General features: G+C 63.3%; 10 protein-coding genes. 6 read left to right on the top strand and 4 right to left on the bottom strand.

Annotation, left to right across the window (positions count from 1 at the left end; translation table 11 throughout):
- Window positions 1-186: 186 nt before the first annotated feature.
- The 4 genes from lon to tig all read right to left on the bottom strand — a co-directional run bounded on the left by lon (window position 187) and on the right by tig (window position 5,970).
- Entirely contained in the window at window positions 187-2,604 is a 2,418-nt protein-coding gene (gene lon, locus ACE3N6_RS16940; RefSeq protein ID WP_374246979.1) for an endopeptidase La, read from the bottom strand.
- An 87-nt stretch (window positions 2,605-2,691) separates the two neighbouring features.
- Complete coding sequence (gene clpX, locus ACE3N6_RS16935; protein ID WP_374246978.1) at window positions 2,692-3,963, bottom strand: ATP-dependent Clp protease ATP-binding subunit ClpX; 1,272 nt, start codon at window positions 3,961-3,963, stop codon at window positions 2,692-2,694.
- Between the two features lie 36 nt (window positions 3,964-3,999).
- On the bottom strand, window positions 4,000-4,644 hold the full coding sequence (gene clpP / locus ACE3N6_RS16930; protein ID WP_374246977.1) for an ATP-dependent Clp endopeptidase proteolytic subunit ClpP: 645 nt from the start codon (window positions 4,642-4,644) through the stop codon (window positions 4,000-4,002).
- 21 nt (window positions 4,645-4,665) lie between these two features.
- Window positions 4,666-5,970 carry a trigger factor gene (tig, locus tag ACE3N6_RS16925; RefSeq protein WP_374246976.1) on the bottom strand — a complete coding sequence of 435 codons (1,305 nt, stop codon included), beginning with the start codon at window positions 5,968-5,970 and terminating at the stop codon, window positions 4,666-4,668.
- Between the two features lie 397 nt (window positions 5,971-6,367).
- On the opposite strand from tig, the gene ACE3N6_RS16920 reads away from it, so the two are divergent.
- The 6 genes from ACE3N6_RS16920 to ACE3N6_RS16895 all read left to right on the top strand — a co-directional run.
- On the top strand, window positions 6,368-8,290 hold the full coding sequence (locus ACE3N6_RS16920) for a PrkA family serine protein kinase (RefSeq protein ID WP_374246975.1): 1,923 nt from the start codon (window positions 6,368-6,370) through the stop codon (window positions 8,288-8,290).
- A gap of 57 nt (window positions 8,291-8,347) precedes the next feature.
- Window positions 8,348-9,604 (top strand): YeaH/YhbH family protein, encoded by a 1,257-nt coding sequence (locus ACE3N6_RS16915; RefSeq protein ID WP_374246974.1) that lies wholly within the window; start codon window positions 8,348-8,350, stop codon window positions 9,602-9,604.
- Window positions 9,601-11,139: a SpoVR family protein gene (locus ACE3N6_RS16910; RefSeq protein WP_374246973.1), complete on the top strand. Its 1,539-nt coding sequence runs from the start codon at window positions 9,601-9,603 to the stop codon at window positions 11,137-11,139. The genes ACE3N6_RS16915 and ACE3N6_RS16910 overlap by 4 nt, the downstream gene beginning before the upstream one ends.
- A gap of 64 nt (window positions 11,140-11,203) precedes the next feature.
- Window positions 11,204-12,484: a nitrilase-related carbon-nitrogen hydrolase gene (locus ACE3N6_RS16905; protein ID WP_374246972.1), complete on the top strand. Its 1,281-nt coding sequence runs from the start codon at window positions 11,204-11,206 to the stop codon at window positions 12,482-12,484.
- Between the two features lie 85 nt (window positions 12,485-12,569).
- The gene (locus tag ACE3N6_RS16900; RefSeq protein ID WP_374246971.1) at window positions 12,570-13,175 is read left to right on the top strand and encodes a hypothetical protein; all 606 of its coding nucleotides are present in this window, start codon (window positions 12,570-12,572) and stop codon (window positions 13,173-13,175) included.
- The coding region (locus ACE3N6_RS16895; protein WP_374246970.1) for a KGGVGR-motif variant AAA ATPase at window positions 13,172-16,392 on the top strand (3,221 nt) is incomplete at its 3' end. The genes ACE3N6_RS16900 and ACE3N6_RS16895, both read left to right, overlap by 4 nt.

Here is a 16,392-nt window from a genome sequence, read left to right as displayed (position 1 = left end):
TTCAACCTGCTCGACAACCGAGAGCTTAAAAGCCAGGCTGTAATCCCGCTGGGTCCGCTTGTGCTTTGATTCCATTGACGCTTCCTTGCTACGGCAAAAAAGTGTCAAGCTATTTCAGGACGGGTCAGGCACAAAAAAAGAGGCCGGCGTCACAGCCGGCCTCTTTCTGCATCATGACGATGCGGGTCAGTGCTTCACGACCTCGCCGTTCTCGGCCGGTTCGGCCGGCTTGGCAACCGCAACTTCGGTTGCCGGCGTATCCGGCAGCGCCTCGGGCATGCGCTCGAGCGCGTGCTCCAGCACCTGGTCGATCCACTTGACGGGGATGATCTCCAGCTCGTTCTTCACGTTGTCGGGAATCTCGGTGAGATCCTTGACGTTCTCCTGGGGGATCAGCGCCGTACGGATACCGCCGCGGACGGCCGCCAGCAGCTTTTCCTTCAGACCGCCGATGGGCAGGACTTCGCCGCGCAGGGTGATCTCGCCGGTCATCGCCACATCGCAGCGCACCGGGATGCCCGTCAGCACCGACACCAGGCCCGTGCAGATCGCGATGCCGGCGGACGGGCCGTCCTTGGGGATCGCGCCTTCCGGCAGGTGGATGTGGATGTCGGACTTCTGGTAGAAATCCTCCTGGATGCCCAGCGACTTCGAACGCCGACGCACCACCGACAGGGCCGCCTGGATGGACTCCTGCATGACCTCGCCGAGCTTGCCGGTGGTCATGATCTTGCCCTTGCCCGGCAGCGCCACGGCTTCGACGGTGAGCAGCTCGCCGCCCACTTCAGTCCAGGCGAGGCCGGTCACCTGGCCAATCTGGTTTTCCTTCTCGGCCACACCGAAGGTGTACTTGCGCACGCCCAGGTACTTGTCGATGTTCTTGGCGTTCACCACCACCTTGGCCTTGCGCTTGCCCAGCACCAGCGCCTTGACGACCTTGCGGCAGACCTTCGACACCTCGCGCTCAAGCCCCCGCACGCCCGCCTCGCGGGTATAGAAGCGCACGATGTCGCGGATGGCGTCTTCGGTAACCGACAACTCCTCGCGCTTGATCCCATTGTTGTTCATCTGCTTGGGCACGAGATAACGCTGGGCGATGTTGACCTTCTCGTCCTCGGTGTAGCCCGACAGGCGGATGAGTTCCATCCGGTCAAGCAGCGGGGCCGGAATGTTGAGGGTGTTGGCGGTGGCCACGAACATCACGTCCGACAGGTCGTACTCCACCTCGATGTAGTGGTCGACGAAGGTGGAGTTCTGCTCGGGGTCGAGCACCTCCAGCAGCGCCGACGACGGATCGCCGCGGAAGTCCTGGCCCATCTTGTCCACTTCATCCAGCAGGAACAGCGGGTTGCGCACCGCAACCTTGGACATGTTCTGGAGGATCTTGCCCGGCATCGAGCCGATGTAGGTGCGGCGGTGGCCGCGGATCTCGGCCTCGTCACGCACGCCGCCGAGGCTCATGCGCACGAACTTGCGGTTGGTGGCACGGGCCACCGACTGACCGAGGGAGGTCTTGCCGACGCCCGGGGGCCCGACGAGGCACAGGATCGGGGCCTTGAGCTTGTCCACCCGCTGCTGCACGGCGAGGTATTCGAGGATGCGCTCCTTGACCTTCTCGAGGCCGTAGTGCTCCTTGTCGAGGATCTTCTCGGCTTCGGCCAGATCCTTGCTGATGCGCGACTTCTTCTTCCAGGGTAGGCCGACGAGGGTCTCGATGTAGTTGCGGACCACCGTGGCTTCGGCGGACATGGGCGACATCAGGCGCAGCTTCTTGAGCTCGGCCTGGGCCTTGGCCATGGCCTCCTTGGTCATGCCGGCGGCCTTGATCTTCTTGTCCATTTCCTCAAGATCGGCTCCGTCCTCACCCTCGCCGAGTTCCTTCTGGATGGCCTTGACCTGCTCGTTCAGGTAGTACTCGCGCTGGCTCTTCTCCATCTGGCGCTTGACCCGGCCACGGATGCGCTTCTCGACCTGCAGGATGTCGAGCTCGGTCTCGAGCTGGTTGAGCAGGCGCTCCAGGCGCTCGCCGGCGTCGAACATCTCGAGGATTTCCTGCTTCTGCTCGAGCTTGAGCGGCAGGTGGGCGGCGATGGTGTCTGCCAGCCGGCCCGGGTCCTCGATGCCCGACAGGGAGCTGAGGATCTCCGGCGGGATCTTCTTGTTGAGCTTAACGTACTGGTCGAACTGGCTGATGATGGCCCGGCGCATGGCCTCGACCTCGTTGTCCGGCGTCTCGGCGGCGGGCATCGGCTGGGCCTTGGCCACGAACAGGGTGCGCAGGTCTTCGACCGACACCACGCGGGCCCGCTGCACGCCTTCGACCAGCACCTTGACGGTGCCGTCGGGCAGCTTGAGCATCTGCAGGATGTTGGCGATGCAGCCCAGATCGTAGAGATCGTCGGCCGAGGGTTCGTCCTTGGCGGCAGACTTCTGGGCGACCAGCAGGATGCTCTTGCCGGCCTCCATGGCGTTCTCGAGCGCCTTGATGGACTTGGGGCGACCCACGAACAGCGGGATCACCATGTGCGGGAAGACGACGACGTCGCGCAGCGGCAGCAGCGGCAGTTCGACTTGGTCTTCGGAGAGGTCAAGCGTGCTCGACATGATTATTCCTTTAAAGGCACTAAGGCCCCATATGGGGCCTCAGCGACATCAATTCAAGCAGTCGGGTGAAACTTCTTCTGCCTGATTTCAGTTGGAGCCGGAGACCTTGGGCTGATCGGCGTAGATCAGGATCGGCTGGGCGCCGCCATCGATCATGCCTTCGTCGATCACGACTTTGGACACATTTTCCATGGATGGCAACTCATACATGGTGTCGAGCAGCGTCGCTTCAAGGATCGAGCGCAGACCGCGGGCACCGGTCTTGCGCTTGAGCGCCTTGCGGGCGATGGCCTGAAGGGCCGCCGGCCGCACCTCGAGTTCGACGCCTTCCATCGAAAACAGTTTCTGATACTGCTTGATGAGTGCGTTCTTCGGCTCGATGAGGATCTGGATGAGGGCATCCTCGTCGAGTTCCTGCAGCGTGGCAACCACCGGCAGACGGCCGATCAGCTCGGGGATGAGGCCGAATTTGATGAGGTCTTCCGGCTCGACGTTGCGCAGGGATTCCGAGACGTTCTTGCTCTCGCGGCTCTTCACCTCGGCGCCGAAACCGATGCCGACCTGCTCGGTACGGTTGCGGATCACCTTGTCGAGACCGTCGAAGGCGCCGCCACAGACGAACAGGATGTTGGTGGTGTCCACCTGCACGAAATCCTGGTTCGGGTGCTTGCGCCCGCCCTGCGGCGGCACCGAGGCGATGGTGCCCTCGATGAGCTTGAGCAGCGCCTGCTGAACCCCTTCGCCCGAGACGTCGCGGGTGATGGAGGGGTTGTCGGACTTGCGGGAGATCTTGTCGATCTCGTCGATGTAGACGATGCCCTGCTGGGCCTTGTCCACTTCGTAATCGCACTTCTGGAGCAGCTTCTGGATGATGTTCTCGACGTCCTCGCCCACGTAGCCGGCCTCGGTGAGGGTGGTGGCGTCGGCCATCACGAAGGGCACGTTGAGCAGCCGGGCGAGGGTCTGGGCGAGAAGGGTCTTGCCCGAACCGGTCGGGCCGACCAGCAGGATGTTGCTCTTCGAGAGCTCGACGTCGTCGTGGGTCTTGGAGAGGTGGCGCAGCCGCTTGTAGTGGTTGTACACCGCCACCGACAGGATGCGCTTGGCTGCGCTCTGTCCGATCACGTACTGGTCGAGGATCTCGGAGATCTCCCGCGGAGACGGGAGTTCACCCTTGATGCCCTTGGCGCTGCCGGTGTCCGCAGTAATTTCGTCGCGAATGATGTCGTTGCACAGCTCGATGCACTCGTCGCAGATGAACACCGACGGACCCGCGATCAGCTTGCGGACCTCGTGTTGGCTCTTGCCGCAGAACGAGCAATACAGGAGCTTTTCGCCGCTCGTTTTCTTGTCCGCCATTACTGCCTTCCTCTCTGTACTGAATGCTGGAACCGATCAAGCCACGTCGGCGCGGCTGGTGAGGACCTTGTCGACGATGCCGTAGCGCATGGCCTCCTCGGCCGACATGAAGTTGTCGCGGTCCGTGTCCTTCTCGATGGCCTCGACAGGCTGGCCGGTGTGCTTGGCGAGCATGTCGTTGAGCTTGGCACGGAGGGACAGGATCTCGCGGGCGTGGATCTCGATGTCCGAAGCCTGACCCTGGAAGCCGCCCAGCGGCTGGTGGATCATGATGCGGGAGTTCGGCAGCGAGAACCGCTTGTCCTTCGCACCGGCCGCCAGCAGGAAGGCGCCCATGCTGGCCGCCTGCCCGATGCACAGGGTGCTCACGTCCGGCTTGATGAACTGCATGGTGTCGTAGATCGCCATACCAGCCGTGACCGAACCGCCCGGGGAGTTGATGTAGAAGAAGATGTCCTTGTCCGGGTTCTCGGATTCAAGGAACAGCAACTGGGCCACGATCAGGTTGGCGGTCACGTCGTTGACCGGCCCGACCAGAAACACCACCCGCTCCTTGAGCAGGCGCGAGTAGATGTCGTACGACCGCTCGCCGCGACCGCTCTGCTCGACCACCATCGGGATGAGGCCGAGCCCGACCGGATCCCAGTCGCTACGAGAAAACGGGGGTGTCAATGGATTCATTTCCTGTCGCTTTCCGCGGAATTAAGCCGCATTGCCCATAAGTTCGTCAAAAGAGATGGCCTTGTCGGTCGTCTTGGCGTTGCTCACGACCCACTCCACCACGTTGTCCTCGATCACCAGCGCTTCGGCCTGGGCCAGACGCTGGGGCTGGGAGTAGTACCAGCCGACCACCTCACTCGGATCTTCGTAGCTGGCCGCGAAGTCTTCAATGGTGGCACGGATCTGCTCGGGCTTGGCGTGCAGTTCCTTGCTCTTGACCAGCTCGGACATGATGAGGCCAAGCTTGACGCGGCGGGCAGCCTGCTCGCCAAACCAGCTGGCGTCGATGGGCAGATCCTTGGTCTTCATGCCGCGGGCTTCGAAGTCACGCTTGGCGTTTTCGGCAAGCTGCTGAGATTCCTGAGCGATGAGAGCCTTCGGCACTTCGATCGGGTGGGTTTCGATCAGCACGTTCATCACGCGCTCCTTGACCTTGGCCTGGATACGGCGCTTCACTTCGCGCTCCAGGTTGGCCTTCACTTCTTCGCGCATCTTGGCCACGTCGCCGTCGGCGATGCCCAGGGACTTGGCGAACTCGGCGTCGACTTCCGGCAGCTGCGGCGCCTCAACCTTCTTCACGGAGACGTCGAACTGGACGGTCTGGCCGGCCAGGTTGGCGGCGTGATATTCGGCCGGGAAGGTCATGTCGAAGGTCTTCGACTCACCGGCGGAGAGGCCCAGCACGGCGGTTTCGAAATCCTTGAGCATCTGACCGCCACCGATCACGAAGGCGAAATCGGTTGCCTTGCCACCTTCGAACTCGACGCCATCCTTGCGGCCGGTGAAGTCGACCACCACGCGGTCACCGTCCTGGGCGGCGCGCTCGGCCTGCACGAAAGTGGTGCGCTGCTTGCGCAGGACGTCGAGGGTCTTGTCCACTTCGGCGTCGGTCACGTCGAGCTGCGGGCGCTCGACTTCCTGGCCGCTGACATCGGCGATCGCGATTTCCGGATAGACCTCGAAGACGGCGGTGAATTCCAGGGCGTCGGTGCCGGTGGATTCCTTCGGCTCGATGTTCGGGTAGCCGGCCACGCGCAGGCTCAGGGCGCGGATCTGTTCGCCGAGCACGCGCTCGACGGCGGCACCGATGGCTTCGGAGCGGGCCTGCGGGCCGTAGGTCTGCGCGACCATCCGGAACGGGACCTTCCCCGGACGGAACCCCGGCATCTTGACGGTACGCGCCATCTTCTTCAGACGGGCATCCACATCCTTGTCGATTTCAGCCAGCGGCACGGACATATCGATACGGCGCTCGAGTGCGCTCACCACGGTTTCCTGGTTGCTCATGAAAATTCCCTGATCGTTCTTGACAATGACGCCGCACGACACAGGCAGAGAAAGCAGAGCAAGACCCGTGCCTCCCCAAACCCGACCGCCATGAAGTCGCCGGAAAAACCTTTAGTCTAACACAGCACGCCGATTGGCTCGCAGCCCGGCCTGCAATGCGCCGGCAATGCCCCACGACGGGCGCCGGGCGTGACAAAGTCCCTCGGAATCGATGGAACCGATGGCGTTCTTCAGCTATCACACTCCTGCTACGCCTGTAAGCGCGGGCTCGAAATGAATATCCGCCAGCCCAGGAAGTACTCGACTCAACGTTCTGCTTCATGTGTCGTTATCCAGTGTGTTGGACGACGTTGAAACCGGCACCGGCCCCAGGTGCCCTGCCCCCGGGAGACATCAGATGAGTATCTTCACCAGCTTCCAGACCCGTTACGAGACGACTCGGGAAGAGGAAATGTCGGTCCAGGAATACCTGGAGCTATGCAAGACCGACCGGATGGCCTTTGCGACCTCGGCCGAACGGATGCTGCAGGCCATCGGCGAACCGGAGCTTGTCGATACGCGCCTCGACCCGCGCCTGTCGCGCATCTTTTCCAACAAGATGATCAAGATCTATCCGGCCTTCCGGGATTTCTACGGGATGGAGGAATCGATCGAGAACATCGTGTCGTATTTCCGACACGCCGGGCAGGGTCTGGAGGAAAAGAAACAGATCCTCTATCTCCTCGGGCCGGTGGGCGGCGGCAAGAGCTCCCTGGCGGAGAAGCTCAAGTCGCTGGTCGAGAAGATCCCCTTCTACGCCATCAAGGGTTCGCCGGTGCATGAATCGCCCCTCGGGCTGTTCAGCATGGAAGAGGATGGCGCAATCCTCGAAGACGACTACGGCATCCCCCGGCGCTACCTCAACACCATCATGAGCCCGTGGGCGGTCAAGCGCCTGCACGAGTTCAACGGCGACATCACCCGCTTCAAGGTAGTCAAGCTGCGCCCGTCGGTGCTCCGCCAGGTTGCGGTGGCCAAGACCGAACCCGGCGACGAGAACAACCAGGACATCTCGTCGCTGGTGGGCAAGATCGACATCCGCAAGCTGGAGCAGTTCTCCCAGGACGACCCGGATGCCTACTCCTACTCCGGTGGCCTGTGCCTGGCCAACCGCGGCCTGCTGGAGTTCGTCGAGATGTTCAAGGCGCCGATCAAGGTGCTCCACCCGCTCCTCACCGCCACCCAGGAAGGCAACTACAAGGGCACCGAAGGCTTCGGCGCGATCCCCTTCGACGGCATCGTGATGGCCCACTCCAACGAATCGGAATGGGCGGCGTTCAAGAACAACCGCAACAACGAGGCCTTCCTCGACCGGATCTACACCGTCAAGGTGCCCTACTGCCTGCGGGTATCCGACGAAGTGCGTATCTACGAGAAGCTGCTCACCAACAGCTCGCTGTCCCACGCCCCCTGCGCGCCCGACACCCTCAAGATGATGGCGCAGTTTGCGGTGCTGTCGCGGGTCAAGGAGCCCGAGAACTCCAGCCTGTTCTCCAAGATGCGGGTGTACGACGGCGAGAACCTGAAGGACACCGACCCGAAGGCCAAGAGCTACCAGGAATACCGCGACTACGCCGGCGTGGACGAAGGCATGAACGGGCTCTCCACCCGCTTCGCCTTCAAGGTGCTGTCCAAGGTGTTCAACTTCGACCACCGGGAAGTCGCCGCCAACCCGGTGCACCTCATGTACGTGCTCGAGCAGCAGATCGCCCAGGAGCAATACCCGCCCGAGAACGAAGCCAAGTACCTCGCCTTCATCAAGGAGTTCCTCGCCCCGCGCTACGCCGAGTTCATCGGCAAGGAGATCCAGACAGCCTACCTTGAAAGCTACAGCGAGTACGGCCAGAACATCTTCGACCGCTACGTAACCTACGCCGACTTCTGGATCCAGGATCAGGAATACCGCGACCAGAACACCGGCGAGATCCTCGATCGCAACGCGCTCAACGACGAGCTAGAGAAGATCGAGAAGCCGGCCGGCATCAGCAACCCGAAGGACTTCCGCAACGAGGTGGTGAACTTCGTGCTCCGCGCCCGCGCCAAGAACAACGGCAAGAACCCGAGCTGGACCAGCTACGAAAAGCTCCGCGCGGTGATCGAGAAGAAGATGTTCTCCAACACCGAGGAGCTGCTGCCCGTCATCAGCTTCAACGCCAAGGCCAGCGGCGACGAGCAGAAGAAGCACCAGAACTTCGTCAATCGCATGATCGAAAAGGGCTACACCGAGAAGCAGGTCCGCTTGCTCTGCGAGTGGTATCTGCGCGTCCGCAAGTCGTCCTGACCGCACGGGTGCCGGCCCCGTCCGGCCGGCCGCCCGCCAACAGCTCGAGAGGCTCGAATGGTCCGAATCATCGATCGCCGGTTCGACAGCAAGAACAAGAGTGCTGTGAACCGGCAGCGGTTCATGCGCCGTTTCAAGAACCAGATCCGCGAGGCGGTGGCCGACGCCATTGCCGGCCGCTCCATCAAGGATCTGGACAACGGCGAGAGCGTCTCCATCCCCGCCAAGGATCTGTCCGAACCGCAGTTTCATCACGGACGCGGCGGGGTGTGGGAGACCATATTCACCGGCAATGACCAGTTCTCCACCGGCGACCAGGTTAACCGCCCGCAAGGCGGCGGCGGCAAGGGCAAGGCCAGCAACGAGGGCGAAGGCGAGGACGATTTCGTCTTCAATCTCTCCCGCGAGGAGTTCCTCGACGTCTTCTTCGACGACCTCGCGCTGCCCAATCTGGTCAAGACCCAGCTCGCCCGCATCCACGAGTACAAGAGCCAGCGCGCCGGCTTCACCAACGACGGCACGCCGGCCAACATCAACGTGGTGCGCTCCCTGCGCGGCGCCCTCGGCCGCCGGCTGGCGCTGTCGTCGCCCTACCGCGGCACCCTGCGCGAGCTGCAGAAGCAACTGGAGGAACTCCTCGAAACCCGCCCGGAAGACGACCCGGAGGTGATCCGCCTGAAGGACGAGATCGGCATCCTGCGTGCCAAGATCGAGGCCATCCCCTTCATCGACACCTTCGACCTGCGCTACAACAACCGCACCAAGGTGCCCAAGCCCACCACCCAGGCGGTGATGTTCTGCATCATGGACGTGTCGGGCTCGATGGACGAAGGGAAGAAGGCCACCGCCAAGCGCTTCTTCATGCTGCTCTACCTCTTCCTCACCCGCACCTACGAGCACATCGAGGTGGTGTTCATCCGCCACCACACGGTGGCCAAGGAAGTCAACGAGGAAGACTTCTTCCACTCCCGCGAATCCGGCGGCACCGTGGTGTCGAGCGCCCTTGAGCTGATGCGCGATGTGCTCCACCAGCGCTACGCCAACGGCGCCTGGAACATCTACGGCGCCCAGGCCTCCGACGGCGACAACTGGGAGAACGACTCGCCCCACTGCCGCGAGCTGCTCACCGCCTCGATCCTGCCCTTCCTCCAGTACTTCGCCTACATCGAGATCACCCCCGGCGAGCCGCAGAACCTGTGGCGCGAGTACGAAAAGCTGGTCGGCGCCCACCCCAACTTTGCGATGCAGCACATCGAAGGGCTGCCCGACATCTACCCCGTGTTCCGCGAACTCTTCAAGAAGAAACTGGCATGAGCACAGTGACCCGACCCCGGCGGAAGAAACCCCTCCCGGCCCCCGGCGAGTGGACCTTCGAACTCATCGAGACCTACCACGCCGAGATCGACCGCGTGGCGCGCAGCTTCGGCCTCGACACCTACCCCATCCAGATCGAAGTCATCACCTCCGAGCAGATGATGGACGCCTACTCGTCCGTCGGCATGCCCGTCAACTACCACCACTGGTCCTTCGGCAAGAGCTTCCTGCAGACCGAAAAGGGCTACCGCCGCGGCCAGATGGGCCTCGCCTACGAGATCGTGATCAACTCCAACCCCTGCATCGCCTACCTCATGGAAGAGAACACCATGACGATGCAGGCCCTGGTGATCGCCCACGCCGCCTACGGCCACAACAGCTTCTTCAAGGGCAACTACCTCTTCCGCCAATGGACCAACGCCGACGCCATCGTCGACTACCTGATCTTCGCCAAGAACTACCTCACCGAGTGCGAAGAGCGCTACGGCGAAGAGGAAGTCGAACTCCTCCTCGACTCCTGCCACGCCCTCATGAACGTCGGCGTGGATCGCTACAAGCGCCCCGCCAAGCTCTCGCTCGACAAGGAACTCACCCGCCAGCGGGAGCGCGCCGAATACCTGCAGAGCCAGGTCAACGACCTGTGGCGCACCCTGCCCACCCAGCAGCAGCGCACCGCCACCGTCGAAGCCCGGCGCTTCCCGCCCGAACCCCAGGAGAACCTCCTCTACTTCATCGAGAAGAACGCCCCGCTCCTCGAACCCTGGCAGCGCGAGATCGTGCGCATCGTGCGCAAGATCGGCCAGTACTTCTTCCCCCAGCGCCAGACCCAGGTGATGAACGAAGGCTGGGCCACCTACTGGCACTACACCCTGCTCAACACGATGTACGACGAAGGGCTGCTCACCGACAGCTTCATGATGGAGTTCCTCCACTCCCACACCAACGTCGTCTACCAACCCAGCTACAGCGAACCCTGGTATCGCGGCCTCAACCCCTACGCCCTGGGCTTTGCCATGTGGCAGGACATCCGCCGCATCTGCGAAGCCCCCACCGACGAAGACCGCTACTGGTTCCCCGACATCGCCGGCAGCGACTGGCGCGAGACCTTCGACTTCGCCATGCGCAACTTCAAGGACGAGAGCTTCGTCGCCCAGTTCCTGTCGCCCAAGGTGATGCGGGATTTCCGGCTCTTCGCCATCCTCGACGACGACAAGGACAGCAAGCTCAAGATCTCCGCCATCCACGACGAATCTGGCTACCGCCGCGTGCGCGAAATCCTCTCCGACAACTACAACCTGGGCAGCCGCGAACCCAACCTGCAGGTCTGGAATGTGGACCTGCGCGGCGACCGCTCTCTCACCCTGCGCCACCAGGTCTACCAGCGCCGCCCCCTCGCGGGCGACACCGACGAAGTCCTCAAGCACGTCGCCCGCCTGTGGGGCTTTGCCGTGAAGCTCGAAGTCGCCCAGGAAGACGGCACCGTGCACTGCATCAACGAATGCCGACAAGACAGGCGGAAGAGCGACCGGAACTGAGCCCACCCGCGCGCGATGCTATGCAGATACAATTTCGGGCAACTTCCGACCGGCGCGAAAAATCTTGGACCGCATTGCCCAGTATCTGCAGACTGACCCGCCATCCCTGGCGTCCGCCTTGGCCCGCTTCTGCCAGCTAGCCCGAGCGCACCTTGGTGCATGGGAGCTCAGTGCAGACAAACTCTCAATTGAGACGTGTATCTCGCGCCTACGGGACAACCAAGTCCCAACTTCGCTGGAACTCCTGGAGTCACCCAGGGCATGGCTGAAAGCCATCGATCAGGAGCTTTACGAGACGAGCGCGCCCGGTGCATGGAGGGCTGACACCGCCGTTTTCGACGGCGACGAGCAACACTGGATCATCCGACGAACTTCATCGGGTTCCGGTTTCAACACCCGCCTCGGGGCTCTCGGCCACTACCTCACCAACCACCATGTGGTTCCCGCCCATGTTGGAGGCACGCCAACCAAAGCAGTTTCCGTCCCGCAAGCCACAGCCACCGCATGCAAGTCAGCGCTCGAACATGGGGCCTTCAAGATCGCAGTCGTACGCTTCGACGACTACGTCAAAGAGACCTTGGCGTGCTTCGATGCCGTCCATCATTTCCGGATGACCGGCGTAGACCGCCCGGACAGCCGACTCGCATCCATACTCGGCGCGCTCAATGCGGCTCGCGATGCAAATGTGGACTGCATCGTTTTTCCTGAGCTCACTACAACACCCGAAATCGCCCGCCGCATCGCAGAACACCTCCTCGACGAAGCAATTGAAAACTCGCGCCGGCTTCCACCCCTGATCGTCCTCGGCAGTTACCACGAACCCACGCAAGGCCCCGATCAGCCCCACACGCGAAACCGAGCCATCCTCCTTGCCCACGACGGCGCGCAGCTGATGCACTTCGACAAACGCCGCAAGGTTCTCTTCAAGTTCGAACCCGATGGTCCAGACTGGGGTGAAGCCCTCTCTCCCTGCGACACCCCCTACCAACTGCTGCCGCTGGAGATCGGGCTTCTCGGACTCGCCATCTGCAAGGATCTCTTCGACGGCCCCATCAGCGAACTGCTGCGTGCCATAGACCTTGACTGGCTGCTTGTCCCAAGCATGAGCAACAAGCTCAATCAGCACCAGACGAAGACGAAACAACTCCACAATCAAAGTGGCACCGTATCGGTCATTGCGAATCAGATCATGCCAGGCAGCAATGGGGACGGCGACTACCCCTTCGGTTACATCCAGCAGGGCGCAGACCCCCAACCCTGCCCGAATCCCATCGAGATCGTCGACATTCCCTTGCGCACGGAAGAAATGGCTGCCGGTCGCAACCATTTGCGTCTCGTGCGGTAGTGACACAAATCTCTCGCGGCAAACATCTAAAACAAACTAAACTTAAACCGTTAGCTTTGTTTACCCCAGAGCAAGACATGACGCAATGACTCCAGAACTCCTGCTTCACCCCGAACCTGCCCAGTTGAGCAGCACTGCCGATACCTCGGATGTTCTCGCCGCGCTACGCCAGCTTGGCGCAAGTGACCACTGGTCCGAACGCAGCCTGCATACGCTCGACCAACTCCTCGTCACCTGGACGGCCAACACTGCCGCCCGGCAGGACGACGCGGAAGGCATCGCCGAGTTACAGCGCCTCATCGAGTACGCCCGCAATCGGACCGCCAATCAGAGCAGCCTGCCCCCTGCCAGCCGTGATCGGTGGAGCGCACTCAATGACGTGCTCGAATCCCGCCGCTACGCCATAGAAGGCCGCAGACCCGAGCGCATTCTGAATCGTGCTCACGTCCGCACCGTACTCAGCTTGATCGGTACCGGCCTCTCACAGCCCGTGCTCGCCGAAAAGCTGCAGGACCGAAACGTCGAAATCAGCCCGGGGCGCCTGTCCCAGCTGCTCAGCTTGATGGAAGCCCACGGCCTCATCGACCGCAAACGCGAAGGGCGCGAAAACCGGCTGACACTCACGCCCGCCGGCCAAGCCGCAGCGCCCGCGCCGGCCGTCAAACCATTACGCAGCAAGCTCGCCGCATGACCCCCTTCATCGCCACTTTCTACAGCTATAAAGGCGGCGTCGGCCGCAGCATCCTCGCCGCCAACGTCGCAGCCCTCCTCGCGCGCTCCGGCAAAACCTTGCTGTGGGATCTCGACATCGAAGCGCCGGGCCTGCACCGCATCACCGACCTGGCAAGCCCCCAAGCCAACGAACGCGGCTTCTTCGAATGGCTGCTCGACTGGCAGACCCGCAACTTCGATCCGCCCGACGCTGCCGCCTGCAAGAAGCTTGGCGCGGCGCTACTCCCTGTCGAACGGCGCCCCAATCTCCACCTCCTGCCCGCCCACGGGGCCGACGCCCGCTTTGCCCGTCAGTATCAGGAAATCAACTGGCAGCGTTTTCTCGCGGATGAGCCCAACCTTGGCATCCAGCTATTCCGCACGCTGATCGGCTGGTTTGCCAGCGATGCTGGTGGCGGCTTCCGCTACATCGTCCTCGACTCCCGCACCGGCATCACCGACATCGGCGGCCTGCTCGCCGCCGTCCTGCCCCACGTCACGGTGCTGGTCGGCAACTACGGCGCCCAGAACACTGGCGGCCTCAGCGAAATCTGGAAGGCCCTCCAGCCACTCACGCAGCAATCCGACGCCGACCGCGATCCACTCCCCCCGCTGCGCCTGCAACTCGTCGCATCCCCCATCAGCGCCGACGACCCCAACGTGATTGCCGAGCAGCGCAATGCCTGGCGCGACTACTTCGGAATCGCCGCCGAAGCCCTCGTCGAAATCCCCGAATCCCCCCGCCTGCGCCTGCGCGAAGCCATTCTTGCCCTCACCGATGCCGCCCCGGACGACCCCGTCGTAAGCCGCTACGAAGCACTCACCCGCCGCCTGCAAGAGATCGACACAGAGCAGCGCCAGGAAGCTGCGCTCAGCGAACAAGCCGAGCGCGAGCGCATCGACACCCCCGATCAACTCCGCCGCCGCTCCACCGCCGCGCAAGGCAAACGCTTCGAAGACACCACCGCCGCCCTGCTGCGCATGCTTGGCTACACCGTCGAGCCGGAACAAAGCCTCGACGGCATGCGCATCGACCTCGTCGTCACGCTCCGCCAGGGCTTGGAGCACAACACCTACCTCGTCGAATGCAAAGACCACCGGGACGCCGTCGGCGTCGAGGTCGTCACCAAACTCCACGCGGCCCTGCAACTCGCCAAGGCCCGCAGTCTTGGCGCCCGCGGCATGATCGTTGCCCGCCGCTTCAGCCCCCAGGCCCTTGAAACCGCGGGCGGCCTCAACATCCGCTGCCTCACCCACGACGATCTCGAACGGGCCCTCATCGACTTCTCGCCCTACCTCAACCGCCTCGTCTCCGAATTCGCCAGCAGCCCCCTTGCCACCTGCTACGTGGACCAGCGGGTTGCCCCCGAACTCAGCCCCGACAAACCCGAGGATCTCCTCGCCTACGCCCTGCGCTGGGCCAAGGGCGACGGCAGCCGGCTGTGGGTGCTGCTCGGCGACTACGGCACCGGCAAGACCGCCTTCACCCGCCGCTTCGCCTACGAGTTGGCCCAGCTGGCAATCCGTGAACAGGGCTCCGCCCCGTTCCCGCTGCTCATCAACCTGCGCGACTGGCCCACCAAGGCCAGCCTCGCCGACGTCCTCCACGACCACTGGCACGCCCGCACCGGCGAGCGGCGCGACCCCGCCATCTTCCTGCACCTCCTCGCGCGTGGCCGGCTGGTGCTGATTCTCGACAGCTTCGATGAAATGGGCGTCGCCCAGGCCTACCGCAACGTGGTCGAGCAGTTCCGCGGCCTGGTTTCCGCCACCGCCGCAGAGGGCGACGGCCGCCAGGCCAACCGCATCCTCATCACCTGCCGCGACCAGTTCTTCCGCGACCGGGAAGATGCCGCCCGCGCCGTCGCTGGCCACACCGACACCCTCGCCCCCCTTGAGCAGGCCGCCCGCGCCTTCGCCGGCCGCATCGACCTGCTGCCCCGCTTCGACGACACCCAGATCAAGGATTACCTCCACAAGCGCCTCGGCCCCAAACCCGGTGCCGAAGCCTGGGCAACCATCAACCGCATCTACAACCTCAAGAGCCTCGCCGACCGGCCCCAGCTCATCGAGATCATCATCGGCTCCCTGCCACGCCTGTCGGCCGGTGGCAGCACCATCACTGCCGGCGCGCTCTACCTCGAATACACCAACACCTGGCTCGACGACCCATCCATCCGCCCCGCCGAGCGCCAGAGCAGCAGCGACGAACTGCGCTGCATCCTCGAAACTCTGGCCCTTGAGTTGTGGCGCCGCGAAGGCCAGCAGATCCACTACCGCGACCTCTCCGCCCTCGTCGATCGCCCCGAAGTCCGCAACGGCCGCGACCCGATCAATCTCGACGTGGAGCTGCGCACCGCGGCCTTCCTCTCCCGCACCCCCGACGGCTACTACCGCTTCTCCCACCGCAGCTTTCTCGAGTTCTTCCTGGCTCGCGCCCTGCTGCGCGCGGTGCAGGACGACGCCACCCCCGACGCCTTTGCCGATGCCCTCGCCCGCCCGCCCCTGTCGCCCGAGGTCTGCCAGTTCCTGGCCGATCTCATGCGCGCCTGGCAGCGCGAAGACGCCGTCCGCAACGCCATTCACCGCGTCCTGCTTGCCGATTACCGCCCCCAAGCCTCTGAAAACGCCTTGCGGCTGGGCTACCGGCTCACCCCAGTCATCAAACTGCCAGCCAAAGACAGCGCAGACTTCCTGCCACCGGGCGCCCAACTCCGCGGCGCCCAACTGGCCTACGAGGACTTCAGCAACGCCAACTTGACCAACGCCGATCTGCGCGAGGCAAACCTTTTCGAGAGCGACCTTTTTGCGGCCAAGCTGGGCGGTGCACAGTTGGATGGAGCCACCCTAAACAAGGCCGATCTGCAAGGCGCCAGGCTGGACGATGCCAGCCTTGTTGGCGCAAGGCTAGCCAATGCCAACCTGCAAGGCGCCAGCGCCATCGGCGCTTCCTTCGCAGAGGCCGATCTGGCCGGCGCACAACTCCGTCGCCTCCACGCCCCCGGCAGCAACTGGCAAGGTGCAATGCTGCGGGACAACAGCCTCGCCGAGGCCGACCTTACCAGCGCCCAACTGTCCGGCGCATCGCTACTCCGCATCACCGCACCTAGAGCACAACTTCCCCATAGCGCGCCGGCCGCGCTTACGCGCGGCCGGCCAGCACAAGCCCACCCACGCCTCCCTGCTGGCCATTCTTT

Origin of the sequence: Zoogloea sp., assembly GCF_041904905.1 — a bacterium.
In the GTDB taxonomy this organism is placed as follows: Bacteria; Pseudomonadota; Gammaproteobacteria; order Burkholderiales; family Rhodocyclaceae; genus Zoogloea.
This window is presented reverse-complemented; position numbering and strand designations above follow the sequence as displayed.

Excerpts from the sequence above, each read along its gene's own strand:
- clpP (WP_374246977.1), bottom strand. The coding sequence starts at position 4,644 with ATGAATCCATTGACACCCCCGTTTTCTCGTAGCGACTGGGATCCGGTC.
- clpX (WP_374246978.1), bottom strand. The coding sequence starts at position 3,963 with ATGGCGGACAAGAAAACGAGCGGCGAAAAGCTCCTGTATTGCTCGTTC.
- tig (WP_374246976.1), bottom strand. The coding sequence starts at position 5,970 with ATGAGCAACCAGGAAACCGTGGTGAGCGCACTCGAGCGCCGTATCGAT.
- lon (WP_374246979.1), bottom strand. The coding sequence starts at position 2,604 with ATGTCGAGCACGCTTGACCTCTCCGAAGACCAAGTCGAACTGCCGCTG.
- ACE3N6_RS16910 (WP_374246973.1), top strand. The coding sequence starts at position 9,601 with ATGAGCACAGTGACCCGACCCCGGCGGAAGAAACCCCTCCCGGCCCCC.
- ACE3N6_RS16915 (WP_374246974.1), top strand. The coding sequence starts at position 8,348 with ATGGTCCGAATCATCGATCGCCGGTTCGACAGCAAGAACAAGAGTGCT.
- ACE3N6_RS16900 (WP_374246971.1), top strand. The coding sequence starts at position 12,570 with ATGACTCCAGAACTCCTGCTTCACCCCGAACCTGCCCAGTTGAGCAGC.
- ACE3N6_RS16920 (WP_374246975.1), top strand. The coding sequence starts at position 6,368 with ATGAGTATCTTCACCAGCTTCCAGACCCGTTACGAGACGACTCGGGAA.